At 63.2% G+C, this 14890-nt stretch carries 18 protein-coding genes; 7 read left to right on the top strand and 11 right to left on the bottom strand.

All coding sequences use genetic code 11. The features are described 5' to 3' along the window. Positions 1-83: 83 nt before the first annotated feature. Positions 84-476 (top strand): nitroreductase family deazaflavin-dependent oxidoreductase, encoded by a 393-nt coding sequence (locus B586_RS02955; protein ID WP_054880723.1) that lies wholly within the window; start codon positions 84-86, stop codon positions 474-476. A 274-nt stretch (positions 477-750) separates the two neighbouring features. Here B586_RS02955 and B586_RS02950 read toward each other — a convergent pair whose 3' ends face one another. Next, complete coding sequence (locus B586_RS02950) at positions 751-954, bottom strand: VapC50 family PIN domain-containing toxin (protein WP_054880724.1); 204 nt, start codon at positions 952-954, stop codon at positions 751-753. Between the two features lie 250 nt (positions 955-1204). Continuing rightward, positions 1205-1714: a helix-turn-helix domain-containing protein gene (locus B586_RS02945; RefSeq protein ID WP_054881098.1), complete on the bottom strand. Its 510-nt coding sequence runs from the start codon at positions 1712-1714 to the stop codon at positions 1205-1207. Positions 1715-1884: 170 nt separating this feature from the next. Here B586_RS02945 and B586_RS02940 point away from each other — a divergent pair, with 170 nt between their 5' ends. From B586_RS02940 to B586_RS21265, 4 genes are all read left to right on the top strand, one after another. Then, positions 1885-2106, top strand: coding sequence for a ribbon-helix-helix domain-containing protein (locus B586_RS02940; protein ID WP_054880725.1), 222 nt, complete (start codon positions 1885-1887; stop codon positions 2104-2106). Between the two features lie 5 nt (positions 2107-2111). Then, positions 2112-2534 (top strand): type II toxin-antitoxin system death-on-curing family toxin, encoded by a 423-nt coding sequence (locus tag B586_RS02935; RefSeq protein ID WP_054881099.1) that lies wholly within the window; start codon positions 2112-2114, stop codon positions 2532-2534. Positions 2535-2974: 440 nt separating this feature from the next. Next, positions 2975-3484, top strand: coding sequence for a hypothetical protein (locus tag B586_RS02930; protein ID WP_156406697.1), 510 nt, complete (start codon positions 2975-2977; stop codon positions 3482-3484). A 216-nt stretch (positions 3485-3700) separates the two neighbouring features. Beyond that, on the top strand, positions 3701-3874 hold the full coding sequence (locus B586_RS21265) for a hypothetical protein (RefSeq protein ID WP_168162499.1): 174 nt from the start codon (positions 3701-3703) through the stop codon (positions 3872-3874). 90 nt (positions 3875-3964) lie between these two features. On the opposite strand, the gene B586_RS02925 is transcribed toward B586_RS21265, so the two are convergent. Then, a complete protein-coding gene (locus B586_RS02925) occupies positions 3965-5377 on the bottom strand; it encodes an amino acid permease (RefSeq protein ID WP_082607486.1) in 1413 nt (470 codons plus the stop codon). Positions 5378-5532: 155 nt separating this feature from the next. Next, complete coding sequence (locus tag B586_RS02920; protein WP_082607485.1) at positions 5533-7179, bottom strand: phospholipase C; 1647 nt, start codon at positions 7177-7179, stop codon at positions 5533-5535. 195 nt (positions 7180-7374) lie between these two features. Here B586_RS02920 and B586_RS02915 point away from each other — a divergent pair, with 195 nt between their 5' ends. Further along, positions 7375-8247: an alpha/beta hydrolase gene (locus B586_RS02915; protein WP_047313795.1), complete on the top strand. Its 873-nt coding sequence runs from the start codon at positions 7375-7377 to the stop codon at positions 8245-8247. Between the two features lie 36 nt (positions 8248-8283). Further along, the gene (locus B586_RS20685) at positions 8284-8445 is read left to right on the top strand and encodes a hypothetical protein (RefSeq protein WP_156166284.1); all 162 of its coding nucleotides are present in this window, start codon (positions 8284-8286) and stop codon (positions 8443-8445) included. 14 nt (positions 8446-8459) lie between these two features. Here B586_RS20685 and B586_RS02910 read toward each other — a convergent pair whose 3' ends face one another. The 7 genes from B586_RS02910 to B586_RS02880 form a co-directional block, all read right to left on the bottom strand. Further along, on the bottom strand, positions 8460-8726 hold the full coding sequence (locus B586_RS02910) for a hypothetical protein (RefSeq protein ID WP_054880728.1): 267 nt from the start codon (positions 8724-8726) through the stop codon (positions 8460-8462). After that, positions 8723-9259, bottom strand: coding sequence for a hypothetical protein (locus B586_RS02905; RefSeq protein WP_054880729.1), 537 nt, complete (start codon positions 9257-9259; stop codon positions 8723-8725). The genes B586_RS02910 and B586_RS02905 overlap by 4 nt, the downstream gene beginning before the upstream one ends. Continuing rightward, positions 9259-10242 (bottom strand): porphobilinogen synthase, encoded by a 984-nt coding sequence (hemB, locus tag B586_RS02900; protein ID WP_054881101.1) that lies wholly within the window; start codon positions 10240-10242, stop codon positions 9259-9261. Before hemB ends, B586_RS02905 begins: the two co-directional genes overlap by 1 nt. A gap of 138 nt (positions 10243-10380) precedes the next feature. Further along, entirely contained in the window at positions 10381-12087 is a 1707-nt protein-coding gene (locus tag B586_RS02895; RefSeq protein ID WP_047313628.1) for a bifunctional uroporphyrinogen-III C-methyltransferase/uroporphyrinogen-III synthase, read from the bottom strand. 21 nt (positions 12088-12108) lie between these two features. Continuing rightward, positions 12109-13056, bottom strand: coding sequence for a hydroxymethylbilane synthase (gene hemC, locus B586_RS02890; protein WP_047313629.1), 948 nt, complete (start codon positions 13054-13056; stop codon positions 12109-12111). 13 nt (positions 13057-13069) lie between these two features. Beyond that, on the bottom strand, positions 13070-14473 hold the full coding sequence (locus B586_RS02885) for a glutamyl-tRNA reductase (protein WP_047313630.1): 1404 nt from the start codon (positions 14471-14473) through the stop codon (positions 13070-13072). Positions 14474-14564: 91 nt separating this feature from the next. Next, positions 14565-14834: a glutaredoxin family protein gene (locus tag B586_RS02880; protein ID WP_047313797.1), complete on the bottom strand. Its 270-nt coding sequence runs from the start codon at positions 14832-14834 to the stop codon at positions 14565-14567. Positions 14835-14890 lie beyond the last annotated feature (56 nt).

Raw genomic sequence — 14890 nt, 5'->3', positions numbered from 1 at the left:
ACCAGTGTTCCAGCCTCCGCGACTCGTTGAACTACAGGGTGTAAGACTTGAGGTCGGCCCAAGCCGACGAGTTGGATAACGGCATGCAACTACCCCAATGGCTCGCCCGGTTTAACCGGCACGTCACCAACCCCATTCAGCGGCTGTGGGCTGGCTGGCTGCCCCTGCACGGCATTCTCGAGCACGTCGGGCGGCGATCCGGCAAGGCTTACCGCACACCGTTGGTGGTGTTTCGCGCCGACGTCAATGGGCAGCCTGAGTTTGCAATCCTGCTGACTTACGGCCCCGACCGGGACTGGTTGAAGAACATCACCGCCGCAGGAGGCGGGCGGATGCGCCGCAGCGGCAAAAGCTACGGCGTCACCGACCCCCAGGTCGTCACGAAAGCCGAAGCTGCCCAGCACGTACGCATCGGCCGGTGGCTTTTCGCCAGGCTGCCGTTTGAGCAGGCGGTGCTGCTGACGCAGACTGGGTGAGCACGAGCAGACTCGTTACCTGCTCGATCACGATCCCCCCAGTCGGCGCTGCGAGCAAAGATTTTGTGGCGCAGGTGGTCGTGCGGTCACCAGGAAATATCGATTCCCGGCCTCCGCTAAACCTATAGCCTCCTGCTGGACCCACCGGACTCGTTGGCGATCTCTGGCGCCGCCAAAAACCAGCGCACCTTCGCCATCGCAGCCATCGCCTCTCTTGCATAGAGATTCATCGCCCGGGGGCCGACGAATTGTCAACGTCATCATCGTGAAACACCTAATCGTCATTGAGGAGTGAGAGAACTTCGCGGGCGAACTCTCCAGCGCCTGCGCGCAGCAGTGAGGCGAGGATGTCTTCGACACTTACTGGCGGGTGGTTCCGCTTCTCGACCATTTCGATCAGGCAGCTAAGCATTCCGCTCTTGCTGAGATCGAGTGCGTCGAGCAGGAATTCGTCTGCAGTGACGGCATGAAGCCCCACGGCTCAAGGACATCATCTGGAAAGTGCTTATCGTCATCCGTGACGATCGCCGCCGCATTTCCGCGCACGGCCGCGGCAACTACATGGCGATCATCAGGGTCGGGTAGTCCATCGCGCGTGATAACTCAGCCATGATGGCGTCACTCCACAGTGGGTGGAATGCGCCCCTCCGGGCGAGTGTTAACAGCAGATCCGCTTTGACGATAGGGACCATGCACGCATGTATCCAGCACCACTCGGAAACCGGACATCAGCCCTTTTTGCGCCGCTCTGCCCGCGCCGCACGAACAGCTTCTTGGAACTGTTGGGCCGGAATCTCGTAAAGGCTGTCTTCCTCGGCGTCCGTGACAAGCTTGGTAAGCAGTTCGCTTCGCTCGGCACTGCGACGCTTCTGGTAGTCCAACACCTCACTCAACCGCAGACGCCGATGGCGACTACCGCTGGGCTTGTCATCCTTCAGCTTGCCCTCATCAATAAGCTTTACCAGCGTCGGACGACTGATACCGAGCAGGTCAGCAGCCTGCTGCGTGGTCAATAGTTGCTCCACCGGGACGATGGTGACGCCTCGCTGCTTCCGCATCGCGGCGACGACACGGACGAGCACGTCATAGATTTCCAACGGAAGCGGAGTTTGCTCACCGTCTGGTCCGAGCAATGCTGCTGGTTCAGTGTGCCGCTCCAGGAACTTCGACAGATCCAGAAGCTCACGCATGTCTTCCGGCGGAAGGACAGTTCCTTTCTCACGAGTGCTGGTAGTCATAGACCCATGGTCTGCGAAATTCGAAAAAATCGCAACCACCGACGCTGGGTCGCATATCGGAATGCGCTGAACGCCGAGTACGCGTCGGCTCAGGCGGGCGGCCCAAAAGACCAGCCTGCGCTGGTAGGTACACATGAACACCTGCCGGCACACTATGACATCATGGTGTCATGACAACGAAGACCACGGGCCTGACTCTGCGTCTGCCAATAGAACTGGCAGACGCATTGAAGAATTACGCCTTTGTCACCGGCACGTCCGCCAATGAGGTCATCAAACAAGCACTGGTCGAATTCCTGAAGGCCAACGCCCGCACCGACATGGTGCGAGGCGCCTTCGAAAGGGTGCTTCAACAGCACGCCGTCGCGTTCGAGAAGTTGGAACATCTCTGATGACAATGTGGCTGACCGCCGCCGACGTGGAGCAATTCAACGCGCGGTTCGTCGGCCCTGACCTGCTGAGGGACTTCGGCCTCCTAGAGGCCGCGGTCCTGCGGCCCCAGGCCACTGCGTTCGGCGACGACGCATATCCGTCGCTGCACGAGAAAGCGGCCGCTCTGTTGCACAGCTTGGCCCGAAATCATCCGTTCGTCGACGGAAACAAGCGCACCGCGTGGGCCGCAACAGCGGTCTTCTACCACCTCAACGGTTACACCATCGGTTCCCACGTTGATGATAGTCAAGTTGTCGGCCTTGTCGTTGACGTCGCGGAGGGGCAGTTGGACGTGCCCTACATCGCGTCCACGCTCAAGGAATGGGCGGTTCCATTCCCGACGGACGACGAGTGGACGGACGACGCCGCCTACGCTTCCCCGGCATAGGCGCATTGAAATGCAGCCAAGGGATCGGCGCTTTACAAATGGAGGTCAAAATTGACTTGGATTAATCGGTCCGACGGCGGTGCCTGCGATGACATACCGGGTTGCGTATTCGCTCGTTCGCTAACGGTTTCAGCTACTTCTTTGAACCATTGCATACCAGCATAAATCAGACATATACTGTTTTGTACAGCCTACGGACAGCTCGAGCCAGCAGATATGCAAGCTCCCCGACTGGCTTTAATAAAGGCGGTCCACATGTCTTGGAAGAACATTTGCGACGACTGCAGCAGCAAGGTTAACCCTGATGGCCCGTTCCGGCTGGTTCGCGTAGGCACACAGGCCGCACCGAAAAAGACGGCGCGCTCCCCGGCAAGATTCTGCAACGGGCCTACCCCTGCAAGCATCGCATCGGGTACGCGTAAGTCAGGCGGGATCGACAAATGAGCGGTCAACCACTCAGGCTTGTGGACCTGGGATATGAACTACGGCTTTTGCTTGGCGCGGATAAAATCGTGGCATTCATCGAAGCTCACGACAACGCCGCATCAAGCGATACAGACAGATTCGGCAACATCGTCAACTACTTCAAAGATTCAGTGTACTTGTATTCGCGAAACCTATTAAATGCGTTCGTGGAGCATGCAGATACCGAGATAGGCAAGGTTCCGGGCAGGATCGGATCCACCGCCTACCGCAATAAAATTAAAGCGCCACTTGAACGATATGTTATGCATTTAGAGAGTGCGCGCGATCAGAGCGGTAAGGTTCAAAATACCTTGAGCGATGGACGCTACCTAAATGAATACATCCATGATTTGACTGCAGAAGTTCGGCGCTGTTGGTCTGAATGGATTGACTCAACAGAAAATCAGGAACTCAACGACATCTTGAAGGCCGCCGACAAAGATGCGCACAACGATTGCTCAGGTTTGAAAGGACTACTCAAGTGAGCGGTGAAGCAGGCCACCATGGAGGGGATTGGGTGCGTAAACGCAGCTCTGCCCACTACCAGGCCCAGCTACCTCGGACCAGACAATCAGCGTCATTTCGCGCCAGGTCAACTCACTAGCAGAGGCAAAGGCTCATCTGTCGGAATTGGTAGCCCGCGGTGAAGGCGAGAACCAGGACAGCCTTGCCGCAGCAATGCAAGCACGCCGAGCTAGGACGTGACCGACCGGCGATACCAGCTGATAATCGCGCCGATCGCGAAAAAGAAACTAGCCGAACAACTTTCCGAATCCGTGGCGTTCGCTGCCGACAAGTACCGGATCGATGACGAGGTGCAGCACGTCACCGTAGTTGGTGTGTTCAACCGCGCAGATGCATACCGTGCCCGATAAACAACGGCGTGGGCACGATCATAGTTTCGCCGGCCGTGAGATACCGCGGGACTTTGGCCGCCCGGACGCCTCAGATGGGCTGCGAATACCTCAGCGCCCAAAGCGATTTCGTTGACCACCGGCAAGCCTCTCGGCCCTGCCACCGGCTGGCAGTTGGCGGGCGGCCGAGCCCCGCCGCCACTTGACGAGGAAGTACAACGCAATCACGACAGCCCACGACAACAGGCTGAGCCAGAGTTGGGTGTGCGCGCCACGGTCGAACGCCATCTGTACCAGCACACCCACGATGCCGGCGACGGTAAGGATGGAAAGCCATGGGAAGAACCACATTTTGACCAGAAGCTTATCCGGAGGCGTCCTACGACGAAGAACGATTTGGGAAAGTGCAATCAACATGTAGACGAATAGGACGACGGCGCCTGACGAGTCGAGCAGGAAGGCGAACACCGTGCCGGGCGAGAGCCAGGCCATCACGACACAGCCGAAACCCACCACCGACGAGCACAAGATCGCAACGTAGGGGACCCCGCGCCGGCTGAGCTTGACCAGCTGAGCCGGTGCCTCTCGGCGGCCGGCGAGCACGAATAGCATGCGCGACGCGGTGTATAAGCCCGAATTCAAGCAAGACAGTACGGCGGTCAGCACCACCGCATTCATGATTTGATCCGCACCGGGAATGCGCATCCGCTTGAACGCAGCCACGTAGGGCGAGGCACCGACCTGCACAGAGTCCCACGGCAGCAGCACAACCAGTAGAAAGACCGAACCGACGAAGAACACCACGATGCGGGCGACCACGGTGTTGGTCGCGCGCTGCACCGCGCGCTCCGAGTTGGGGGTTTCGGCGGCGGCGATGGTAGCGATTTCCGCGCCGACCATGGAGAAGATCGCGACCACGATGGCGGCAAAGACGGCCCCCACCCCATTCGGGAAGAATCCGCCATGCGAACCGAGGTTGGACAAATCCAGCTGACGATCTGGCCACAGCCCGAGGACGAACAATGTGCCGGCGCCCAGAAAAGCCACAATGGTAGCGACTTTGATTCCGGCGAACCAGAATTCGAACTCCCCATAGGATGCGACGGAGAACAGGTTGGTCACGGTCATCATGACCATCAGGACCAGCGCGGGCAACCACAACGGCGCATGAAACCAGTAGGTGATGACCTTCCCGCCGGCGACGGCCTCGAATCCGACCACGATTACCCAGAAATACCAATACAGCCAGCCAACCGAGAAGCCGGCCCAGCCGCCGAGGGCTTGTCCCGCATAGTCAGCGAACGATCCCGTGCGGGGGTTCGCGGCAGCCATCTCACCGAGCATCCGCATCACCAGAATGATCAGCACACCGCACACCGCGTAGGTCAGGAACGCGGCCGGGCCGGCCGCATGGATTACCACGCCAGACCCGACAAACAACCCAGCGCCAATCACGCCGCCGATGGCGATCATGTTGAGCTGACGCTGCGACAGACCTTGGCGCAGCTCCGATGGACTACCCATGGCTTGCCATTTCGTGGGTCCTCCTGGCGCGCCCCGCCACCTAGTGCTGGTGTCTAACCACAGCACATTAGGGGGCGAGGCACCACTCGGGAGCGTCCAATGTAGAGCTATCGAAGCCGGCGGGATCAGATCCTGCCGGTTTAGCTGCGCTAGCGCTATTGCGGGTTTCCGGTATGGGCGTCGAGCGTCACCGTCGGTTGGGTCGGGCCCTTGAAATCAAACATTCCGTCCAGTACACCGGCGCGCTCGTCGAACGAGTGATCGCCAATGCGGCCGGTGCTCCAGTTGTCTTCGATGAACCGAGTGATTGAACTTTGGTCAGTAAGCGTGTGGTCCACGAAATTTGTTTTGGCATAAGGTGATATCACCAACAGCGGTAGCCGCGGGCCATACCCGCACCGTCCTTGGTAGACGATGGGTGCCCCGCCCGCATCGCCGCATTTACCTGGGCCGTCCAGAGCGTCTTCGGCTGTGGCGGAAGGCGATACGATCACCGGGGGCTGGTGGTCGTACCAGCCGTCGGAGTCGTCATAGGCGATGACAATGGCCATGTCCCGCCATTCCGGGAGTTTCTGCAGATGGTTGACCGTTTCAACGAGGAACTGCTGTTCGTCGAGCGGATCAGAATAACCGGCGTGCGCATCTTGGTAGCCCGGCGGTTTCAGAATGCTCACCGATGGCAGATGCCCCCCATCGGCGGCGGCCCAAAAGTCTGAGAGATCGTATTGGTGGTTGGCCTGATCGGTGAAGCCGATCTTGTCGGTCGCGCTCGGCGGCAAGTGATGCGGGTTGGCCGTGGATGGGTAGTACTGAAACGGCTCGTGGTGGGGCAGGTAGTCGGTTCTGGTGCCGAACGGCAATGCTCCGGTCTTGCCGGTGCCGCCCAGGATCTCACCGATGTTGTGCGTCGCGCCGCACACCGCCGTGCCGTCAGGCTTGCGGCTAGTGGGTTTGAAGCCGCCTTGAAAGTAGCCCCAGGTGACGCCCTTCGCGTTGAGCAAGTCACCGATGTTCTTGTTATCGGCGCTGAACTGAACCTGCTCCTGGCTGGAGCAATCATCACCTAACGGTTGCGGATCTGCGATCAGGGTGCCTTGTCCGTTGCCGGCGTCGTCGATGACCGCACGGGGCGGGAACGGTCTCCCGTCCGGCGTGTATTTGGTTGTTATTCCATGGGTTTGACCCGACACCAGGTTGATATGACCAGGCGTAGAAGGGCCGAAGATGGTGCCGTGGAAGTTGTCGCTCATCGAGTACCGCTGGGCGTAATTCCACAGCGCGGTCACCGAGTTGCCGTCGTAGTAGGACATCACCAGGCCGGGAGTGCTGAAGAACGGCGGTACGCAGGGGGCACCCTCGTCGTGTTCGACGAACCGGTCCATCGCACCGCCATTGGAGGACAACTGCTCGGTTTGGTATTCGTGACGCTGATCGCAGGTCAGCTGCTGACCCAGTCCACCCAGACGTATCGGCTGCGCCGAGTTCGGGTTGTGCGTCAACAAGTCTGGGGTCAGACCATTGACCGCAGGGGTGCCGGGTTTGGCCGTGAATGGCTGACCATCGGTGTTGGCGGCATGAGGATAGGTTCCGAAGTAGTGGTCAAAGGAGATGTTCTCTTGGAAGATAACCACGAGATGGTGGATCGGTGTCGCCGTGACCGGTCCCGCGCTCGGGGCCTTGGACCCGTGCGAGCACGCCGCGACAAGAACAACCACCGCGGCCGCAGCCAGGAAACGCACACCCGTCGGGCGGGGCGTGTTGCGGGACCGCGAATTCAGGTGACCGTTGGGCTGCGATGACATGTCGCAGACCCTATACCAGGCCTTAGGCGGCCTAAAAGGTGTCCATTGAGTTAACGACATGTGAACCATCGGCTGGCCGCCGATCAGGTGTCGAACTGCGGATCACTGCCTCTGCAGACCCTGCGGTGCCAGGTAGATCACATTGTCCTCGGGTGCGGCGTGGCTCGGCCGACAAGGCTCGGCCGTCGCGGCATTATGACGGCCGTGCCTGACCTGAACCGCCGCGCGGTATTACGCATGGGCGCCGGCGCTAGCGCTGCGGCCGCTGGCGTGTGGGCGTTGGGCGCCATCCTGGATCCGCTCGAACCGCAAGCGGCGCCGCAACCCCTGGCTCCCGCCCCGTTTGAGCCCGTGACGGCGGGTAACGCCCTACCCACCAGGCTGACCGGCTCGTTCATCTCAGCGGCTCGCGGCGGCGTCAAGACCAATTGGGTTGTCGCTTTGCCGCCGGGCAAGACCGGGGTGCTGCGTCCGGTGATTGCGTTGCACGGCAAGGGCAGCAACGCGGACATGATGCTCGACGCCGGCGTGGAGGGCACGCTCGCCCAACTGATCAAGGCGGGCCGACCGCCATTCGCCGTGGTCGGCGTCGATGGTGGTGATACCTACTGGCACCGACGTGCGTCCGGCGTGGACTCCGGCGCAATGGTGCTCGACGAGCTCCTGCCGATGCTGTCCTCAATGGGCATGGACACTTCCCGGGTCGGCTTCCTGGGCTGGTCAATGGGCGGATACGGGGCGCTGCTGCTGGGTGCCCGGCTGGGGCCGTCGCGGACCGCCGGGATTTGCGCGATCAGCCCGGCGTTGTTCACTTCATTCACCGGCAGCACCCCCGGCGCGTTTGACAGCTACGACGATTGGGTGCAACACAGCGTGGTGGGCCTGCCGGCGCTGTCGTCGATCCCCCTGCGGGTGGACTGCGGCACCAGCGACCGCTTCTATTTCGCCACCCGCCAATTCGTCAACCAACTGAAAACGCCACCGGCGGGAAGCTTCTCCCCGGGCGGGCACGACATTTCGTATTGGCGAGAGCAGCTACCCGGCGAGCTGGACTGGATGTCATCCTAGCCGTACGCGAACTTTGCCAGCCGCGCGGTGAACTTCTTGCCCAAGCCACTCGTCTTATCACTGAAAGGTTTTGGGAGGTTTGAGATGTTGGCGCTGCTGGTCTGCCTTTCGGCGGTCACGCCATTGGCTGGGCTTGGCCTGGTACTGCTGCAGGAGCGGCTGGAGCGCTGGGCCTACGAGCGGCATGCACAAGACTAAAGGAATTGTGCCGCTTAGCTTTTCACCTCACGTTTGGAGAGCATTCGGGCACGAAGAAGCCGGGTCGCCCCGACTACCGCCAGGATCCCGGCGAGCGTTCCCAACAACAAGGTCAGCAGCAGCTGCTGAGGGTCATACACCACCGACATTGTGATCGGTTGCCCATCGGCAACGGGCGCGACGGCAACCGTGTAACGCGAGCGCAACCAGCTCACCTCAGCGCCCACGAAGATGAGAAAGGCCAGACCGAGTTCGATCACCCCTCGATAACGACCGATCACCGCGGTGACCCGTTGTTGTCGTCACCATCGACGTCGGTGACATCCACACGCTCCTGGACCAGCGGAGTCAGCACCGCCCGAAGGTGACGATGACGACGCGCCCAGGCCTGCGCGGTGCGGCCCCCGCTGAGCTTCAGACCGATGCCGACGCGGCCGCGCGGCACCCCGACCAATTCGCCAAGCGCCCGCGCCGACTGCCACGGCTGCAGCTCCTGGTCGGACGCCGGTGAATTCTCGGCTTCCGGGTAGATCTTCACGATTTCGGCAACGAGGATCGTCTCGGTGCCCTGACGCAGGACATGGTCGGTCAGTTCGACCGAGGAATGGATCCGCGCCGCCTTCACCTGGATGCCGACAAACCCAGACACCAGCACCAGAAAGATCAACGGGACCACCGGCTGCACCGCTGCGCCGCTCCAGATTTCAATCAAGATCATGGCCGTCGCTGCCGCCGGTCCCGATAGCAGCCAAATCCAGCTGGCGCCGGGCTCATAAAACAACGGCTTGCGGTTGGCCTCCGTCGTTGACGTCATCACGACAGCCAACCCGCCACATCAGCAGCCCAGTAGGTGAGCACGATATCTGCCCCGGCGCGCCGGATACTCGTCAACGACTCCAGCGCAGCGGCACGTTCGTCAATCCAGTTGTTTGCGGCCGCAGCGCAAATCATCGCGTATTCCCCCGAGACTTGATAGGCGGCCACCGGCACCGGCGAAACGGCGGCCGCAGCGGCGACGACGTCCAGGTACCCCAACGCGGGTTTGATCATGATGATGTCTGCGCCCTCGTCGAGATCCAGCTCGATTTCGCGCAACGCCTCGCGGGCATTGCCTGGCTCCTGCTGGTAGGTGCGCCGGTCGCCGGACAGGCTACAGCTCACCGCCTCGCGGAACGGTCCATAGAACGCCGAGGCAAACTTCGCGGCGTAAGCCAGGATCGCTACATCGGTGTATCCGGCGCTGTCCAGTCCGTCGCGGATCGCGCCTACTTGGCCGTCCATCATCCCGCTCGGCCCAACCATGTGAGCACCGGATTCCGCTTGCGCCACAGCCAGTTCCACGTATCGTGCCACGGTGGCGTCGTTATCCACTCGGCCCCGCTCGTCGAGGACGCCGCAGTGCCCGTGGTCGGTAAACTCGTCCAGGCAGGTATCGGCCATCAATACGGTGGCATCGCCGAGATCCTTGACCAGGTCGCGAAGAGCGACATTGAGGATGCCGTCGGGATCTACCCCGATCGAGCCGGTTGCGTCCTTATCCTGGTCGCGGGGTACGCCGAACAGGTTCAGTCCACCCACCCCGGCGGCGACGGCCTCGTCGGCGGCGCGGCGCAACGAATCCCGGGTGTGCTGCACAACGCCCGGCATGGAAGCAATCGGCCGCGGCTCGTCGATACCGTCGGCGACGAACATCGGCAGCACTAAATGCCTTGGCTCCAGCGAGGTCTGCGCCACCAGGCGGCGCATCGCGGGGGTTGATCGAAGCCGACGCGGCCGGTGCCGCGGGTAGCTACCCATGCTGGCCGCGAGCGTCCGCAAAATGCCAGCCCCGACGGCGTGTCGCCGTGCAGACACGCGCGCTCGGCCAGTGGGCAGCCACTAGGTTCGATGAGTGCCGACCCGCTGCGCCCGGCTCCGCCGCGCTGGCGATCGCCACTAGCGCCTGCGGCTCTTCTTGCGCGGTGGGGGCAGCGCGCCCTCGGCGCGCAGCCGAGCGGCATGTTCGGCCAGGGCGTCAACTAACGGACCAACCGCGGCGGTTTCGGGCTGGACATCCACCCGCAAGCCAAACTCGGCGGCGGTCTCGGCGGTCTTGGGCCCGATGCAGGCGATGATGGTCCGCGCGTGCGGTTTGCCGGCAATACCGACCAAGTTGCGCACCGTGGAGCTGGAGGTGAAGCACACGGCGTCGAAGCCGCCCGTCTTGATCATTTCCCGGGTGGCCGCCGGCGGGGGTGCGGCCCGCACCGTCCGATAAGCGGTGACATCCTCGATCTCCCAGCCACGCTCGCGCAGTCCCTCGGCAAGCGTTTCGGTGGCGATGTCAGCGCGCGGCAGCAAAACACGGTTCACCGGATCGAAAACGCTGTCATAAGGCGGGAATTCGTCCAGCAGACCCAGCGACGACTGTTCCCCGGCCGGCACCAGCTCCGGGCTGATCCCGAAGGCACGGACCCGGTCGGCGGTCGCCTCGCCGACGCAGGCGATCTTCACCCCGGAGAAGGCTCGGGCATCCAGACCGAACTCGCCAAACTTCTCCCACACCGCGCGCACCGCATTGGTGGAGGTGAACACCACCCATTGGAAACGACCGTCGACCAGCCCCTTAACGGCGCGCTCCATCTGAGCGGGACTGCGCGGCGGCTCGACGGCGATGGTCGGCACCTCAACCGGCAACGCGCCGTACGACGTCAGCCGCTCGCTCATCTCGCCGGCCTGGTCCTTGGTGCGCGGCACCAACACGGTCCAACCGTAGAGTGCGCGGCTCTCCCACCAGTTCAGCTTCGCCCGGCTGGTCACCGTCTTGCCGATGGTCACCACCAGCGGCCCGGTCAGCGGGTCCCCCCCGGACGGGGACAGCTTGGCCCCCTGATCCTGCAAGGCGCCGCTCAGGACGGCCGGGTCAGCCAATCCCGCCAGCGTGGTTTCGACAGAACGTTGCTGGCAGGTCGTGCCCTGCGCAGTCACCACGCAGGGTGTGGCCTCGGCCAGCCCGTGGTCGATCAGGGTGCGCGCCGCGTCGGCCAGATGTGATGCGGTGGCTTGCAGAATCAGCGGCCCGGGAGCCGCGGCCAACGCGTCCCAATCCACATGTGGGTCACGCACATCAGCCACCGTGTGCGACGAACCCAGCGGCAGCCCGGCATAGGTCGGGACAGCGCTGCTGGCGGCCAAGCCAGGCACAATCTCGATGTGTAGGTGGGTGCGTGCCACGGCGTTCACCTCGGTGATGACCGCGTCCACCGTCAACGGATCACCCGCCACCAGCCGCACCACGTCGGCACCCGAACGAGCCTCGGCGGTCAGCATCTTGGCGACCTCGGTGGGATCACCCAGCGCAGGACGGATGTCGGCGCCACCGGACATGACCGCCGGTGCGGCGTGGTTGTGATCCCCATCGGGAGCACCCTCGGCAGCGCCGCCAGCGGCCGCAGCCGGACCGGCGGGTGCCGGGCCAGAGACCGGTGGCAGGTCCTTGCCAATCAGCGCCAACACCGGCTCAGGTACATCGGGGTCGATGAAAACCAGTGCGGCGTTTGCCAGCACCGCGGCAGCCTGGGTAGTCAGTAATCCCGGGGCGCCTGGACCGGCGCCCACAAAGGTGATGCGGCCCGGTCTCGGCTTGCGCCCTCGCGTCGTCATTGTCGCTCCCACCACTCTCGTTCAACTTCCTCGCGCCCGGTCTGGCCGCGCTCCCCACATCAGCTCCCGGGCACCGAGCTCGAACAGCTCGGCGGCGACCGCGAGCCCAAGCTCGCTTGCCCGACCGGACGTGCCGATGCCGGACGCGCGGATCACGTCGGATCCGTCCAGCGCCGCCACGCAGCCGCGCAGCGACAACTCTTCGAAGACGCGGCCTTCCTCATCGCTGGACTCGACCACCTCAGCGATCGCGCCCACCGGTGCGGAGCAGCCGGCCTCCAGTTCGGCGAGCAGGGCTCGCTCCGCAGTGACCGCCGCACGCGTGTCGGCGTCGTCCAACTCCGCCAGCACTGCCGCCAACCGGCTGTCACCAGCACGGCATTCGACCGCGAGCGCACCTTGAGCCGGTGCGGGCACCATCTGCACCGGATCTAGCGTCTCGGTGACTTCATCGAGGCGTCCCAGCCGGGCCAACCCGGCCCGGGCCACCACGATGGCGTCAAGATCACCACTGCTTACCCTGTTCAACCTGGTATCTAGGTTGCCTCGTAGGGGGCGGATTTCCAAACCGAGACCCAATGCCCTAAGCTGTGCTGCCCGCCGCGGCGAGGACGTGCCCACCAGTGATCCGGCCGGCAATTCCGCAAGCACCAGCCCGTCGCGGGCTATCACGGCGTCGCGGGGGTCGTTTCGTGGCGGTATCGCCGCCACCGTGAACCGCGGGTCGTCGGCGGTTGGCAAATCCTTGTGCGAGTGCACCGCAGCATCGACACGGCCTTCTTCGATCGCCTCACGCAATGCGGTGGTGAAGACGCCCACACCCAGACTTTCGATAGGCGCAGACGATTGATCGCCCGCGGTGCTGATGATCACCAACTCCGCGGGATGCCTGTTGGCGATGAGAGCGTCTCTAACGAGCGCAGCCTGGGTGGTGGCTAGCAGGCTGCCCCGAGTGCCTATCCGGATCACGTGGGCCAATCAACTACTCGGTGGGATGTTTGGAGCTGCCCTGCGCAGCACTTGTGCCGTGCCTAATGGCGTCGTCGAATCCGCTTGCTACCACTGGTAATTCACCTGCGGTGGCGACCGCATCAACGGCGGTCTGGTCAAGCTCGAAAAGCTCGCGCAGCGCCTCGGCGTAGCTGTCACCGCCGGGGGCACTGGCGAGCTGCTTGATCCGCACGGTAGGCGCATGCAGCAGCTTGTCCACCACCCGTCGCACGGTGCGTGCCACCTCCTCACGCTGGCCGCTGTCCAGCCCAGGCAGCCGGTGGTCTAGGCGCAGCAACTCCGCCTCGACCACATCGGCGGCTCGCTGACGCAACGCCGTCACCGTCGGGGTTACCTCGGCCATCCGCTGCCCGGCCAGATATGTGGCCACTTCGGCCGCCACAATGCGGCGCGCGGCATCGACGTCGGCGGCAGTGGCGTGAGCCGACGGTTCACGCTGCACACCGTCCACATCGACGACCCAAACGCCGGGCAGTTTGGCCACCGCCGGATCCACGTCGCGCGGCATGCCCAAATCGCATATCACCAACGGCTGGGTCGTTTCGTCACGGCGCATGGCGGCCAGCGCATGGTGCACGTCGGCCAACGAAACCACGGGGCTCACCGCCCCCGTACAGCTGACCACTAGGTCAGCGTTCGCCAGTGCCTCGGCCAGCTGATCAAGGGTCCGTGCCTCCGCCGGCACGCCCGATTCACCGATCTTGTCGGCCAGCCGCCGCGCTCGAGACAACGACCGGTTGAGTACCTTGATGCGCCCGATGTTGGCCTGCGTCAGGTGCGACGACGAGAGTGCACCCATCGCGCCAGCGCCGATCACTACCGCGGTCCGGCCCGCCAGCCCGCCCAGCGTGCGTTCGGCCATGCCAAGGGCGACCGACACCACCGAGGCCCCGGCAGCGTCAATGGCGGTTTCGGAATGCACCCGCTTACCCACCGACAACGCTCGTTGGGCCACCTCGTGCAACACCCGGCCGACCGCGCGATTAGCCTCAGCGGCGGCATATGCGCGGCGCACCTGACCCAGCACCTGCTGCTCGCCGACCACCGCTGAATCCAGGCCGCTGGTGACCGCGAACAGGTGCTCGACGGCAGCCTCGCTGTAGCGGACGTAGGCGTATTTGGTCAGGTCGCCGATCGACATCGCGGAGTATTCCGACAGCACCTGCCCGATCACTGACAAACCGGCGTGGAACGCGTCCACCACGGCGTAGACCTCAACCCGGTTACAGGTCGACAGCACCATCGCCTCGGTCACCAGCGGGGACTGCAGCACTCGGTCGACGATCTTGATCTGATCGGGTTCGTCCAGGCTGAGTTGTTCTAAGACCGAGACCGGCGCACTGCGGTGCGAAACCCCGAAGAGCAGGATGCTCACGGCAGCATCACCTGGCCAGCTCCCTTGCTTTCATCCAGTAAGCGGACTGGTGTCTACGGTAGACGTTGATCAAGTGGGCTACCAAATATCGTCAGCGGGTCAGATCCGCGCGGAGCCGGGCCTCGTCGACCTCCCAGTAGCTGTGCTCGCGGCCGTCGAGCAGGATCACCGGCAGACGGTCGCCGAAGGCCACCCGCAGCCCAGGGTTGCCCGCCAGCGCCGCGGCGTCGACATCCGTCACCGTCAGATCGAAGCCCAGCTCACCAGCCAGTTCAGTCAGCTGGGCGTGTACTCGCCCGCAGATGGTGCACCCGTCGCGGGTTAGCAGCTCAACCTGCGGCCGACTTGGCGCCTCGGTCATGGCCACCAGTGTGGCAGCCGTGGTCGAGAGGCTCTGCGAGTGAACCCACAGTGAAT

It is taken from the genome of Mycobacterium haemophilum DSM 44634, from assembly GCF_000340435.2.
Taxonomy (GTDB): Bacteria; Actinomycetota; Actinomycetes; order Mycobacteriales; family Mycobacteriaceae; genus Mycobacterium; species Mycobacterium haemophilum.
This window is presented reverse-complemented; position numbering and strand designations above follow the sequence as displayed.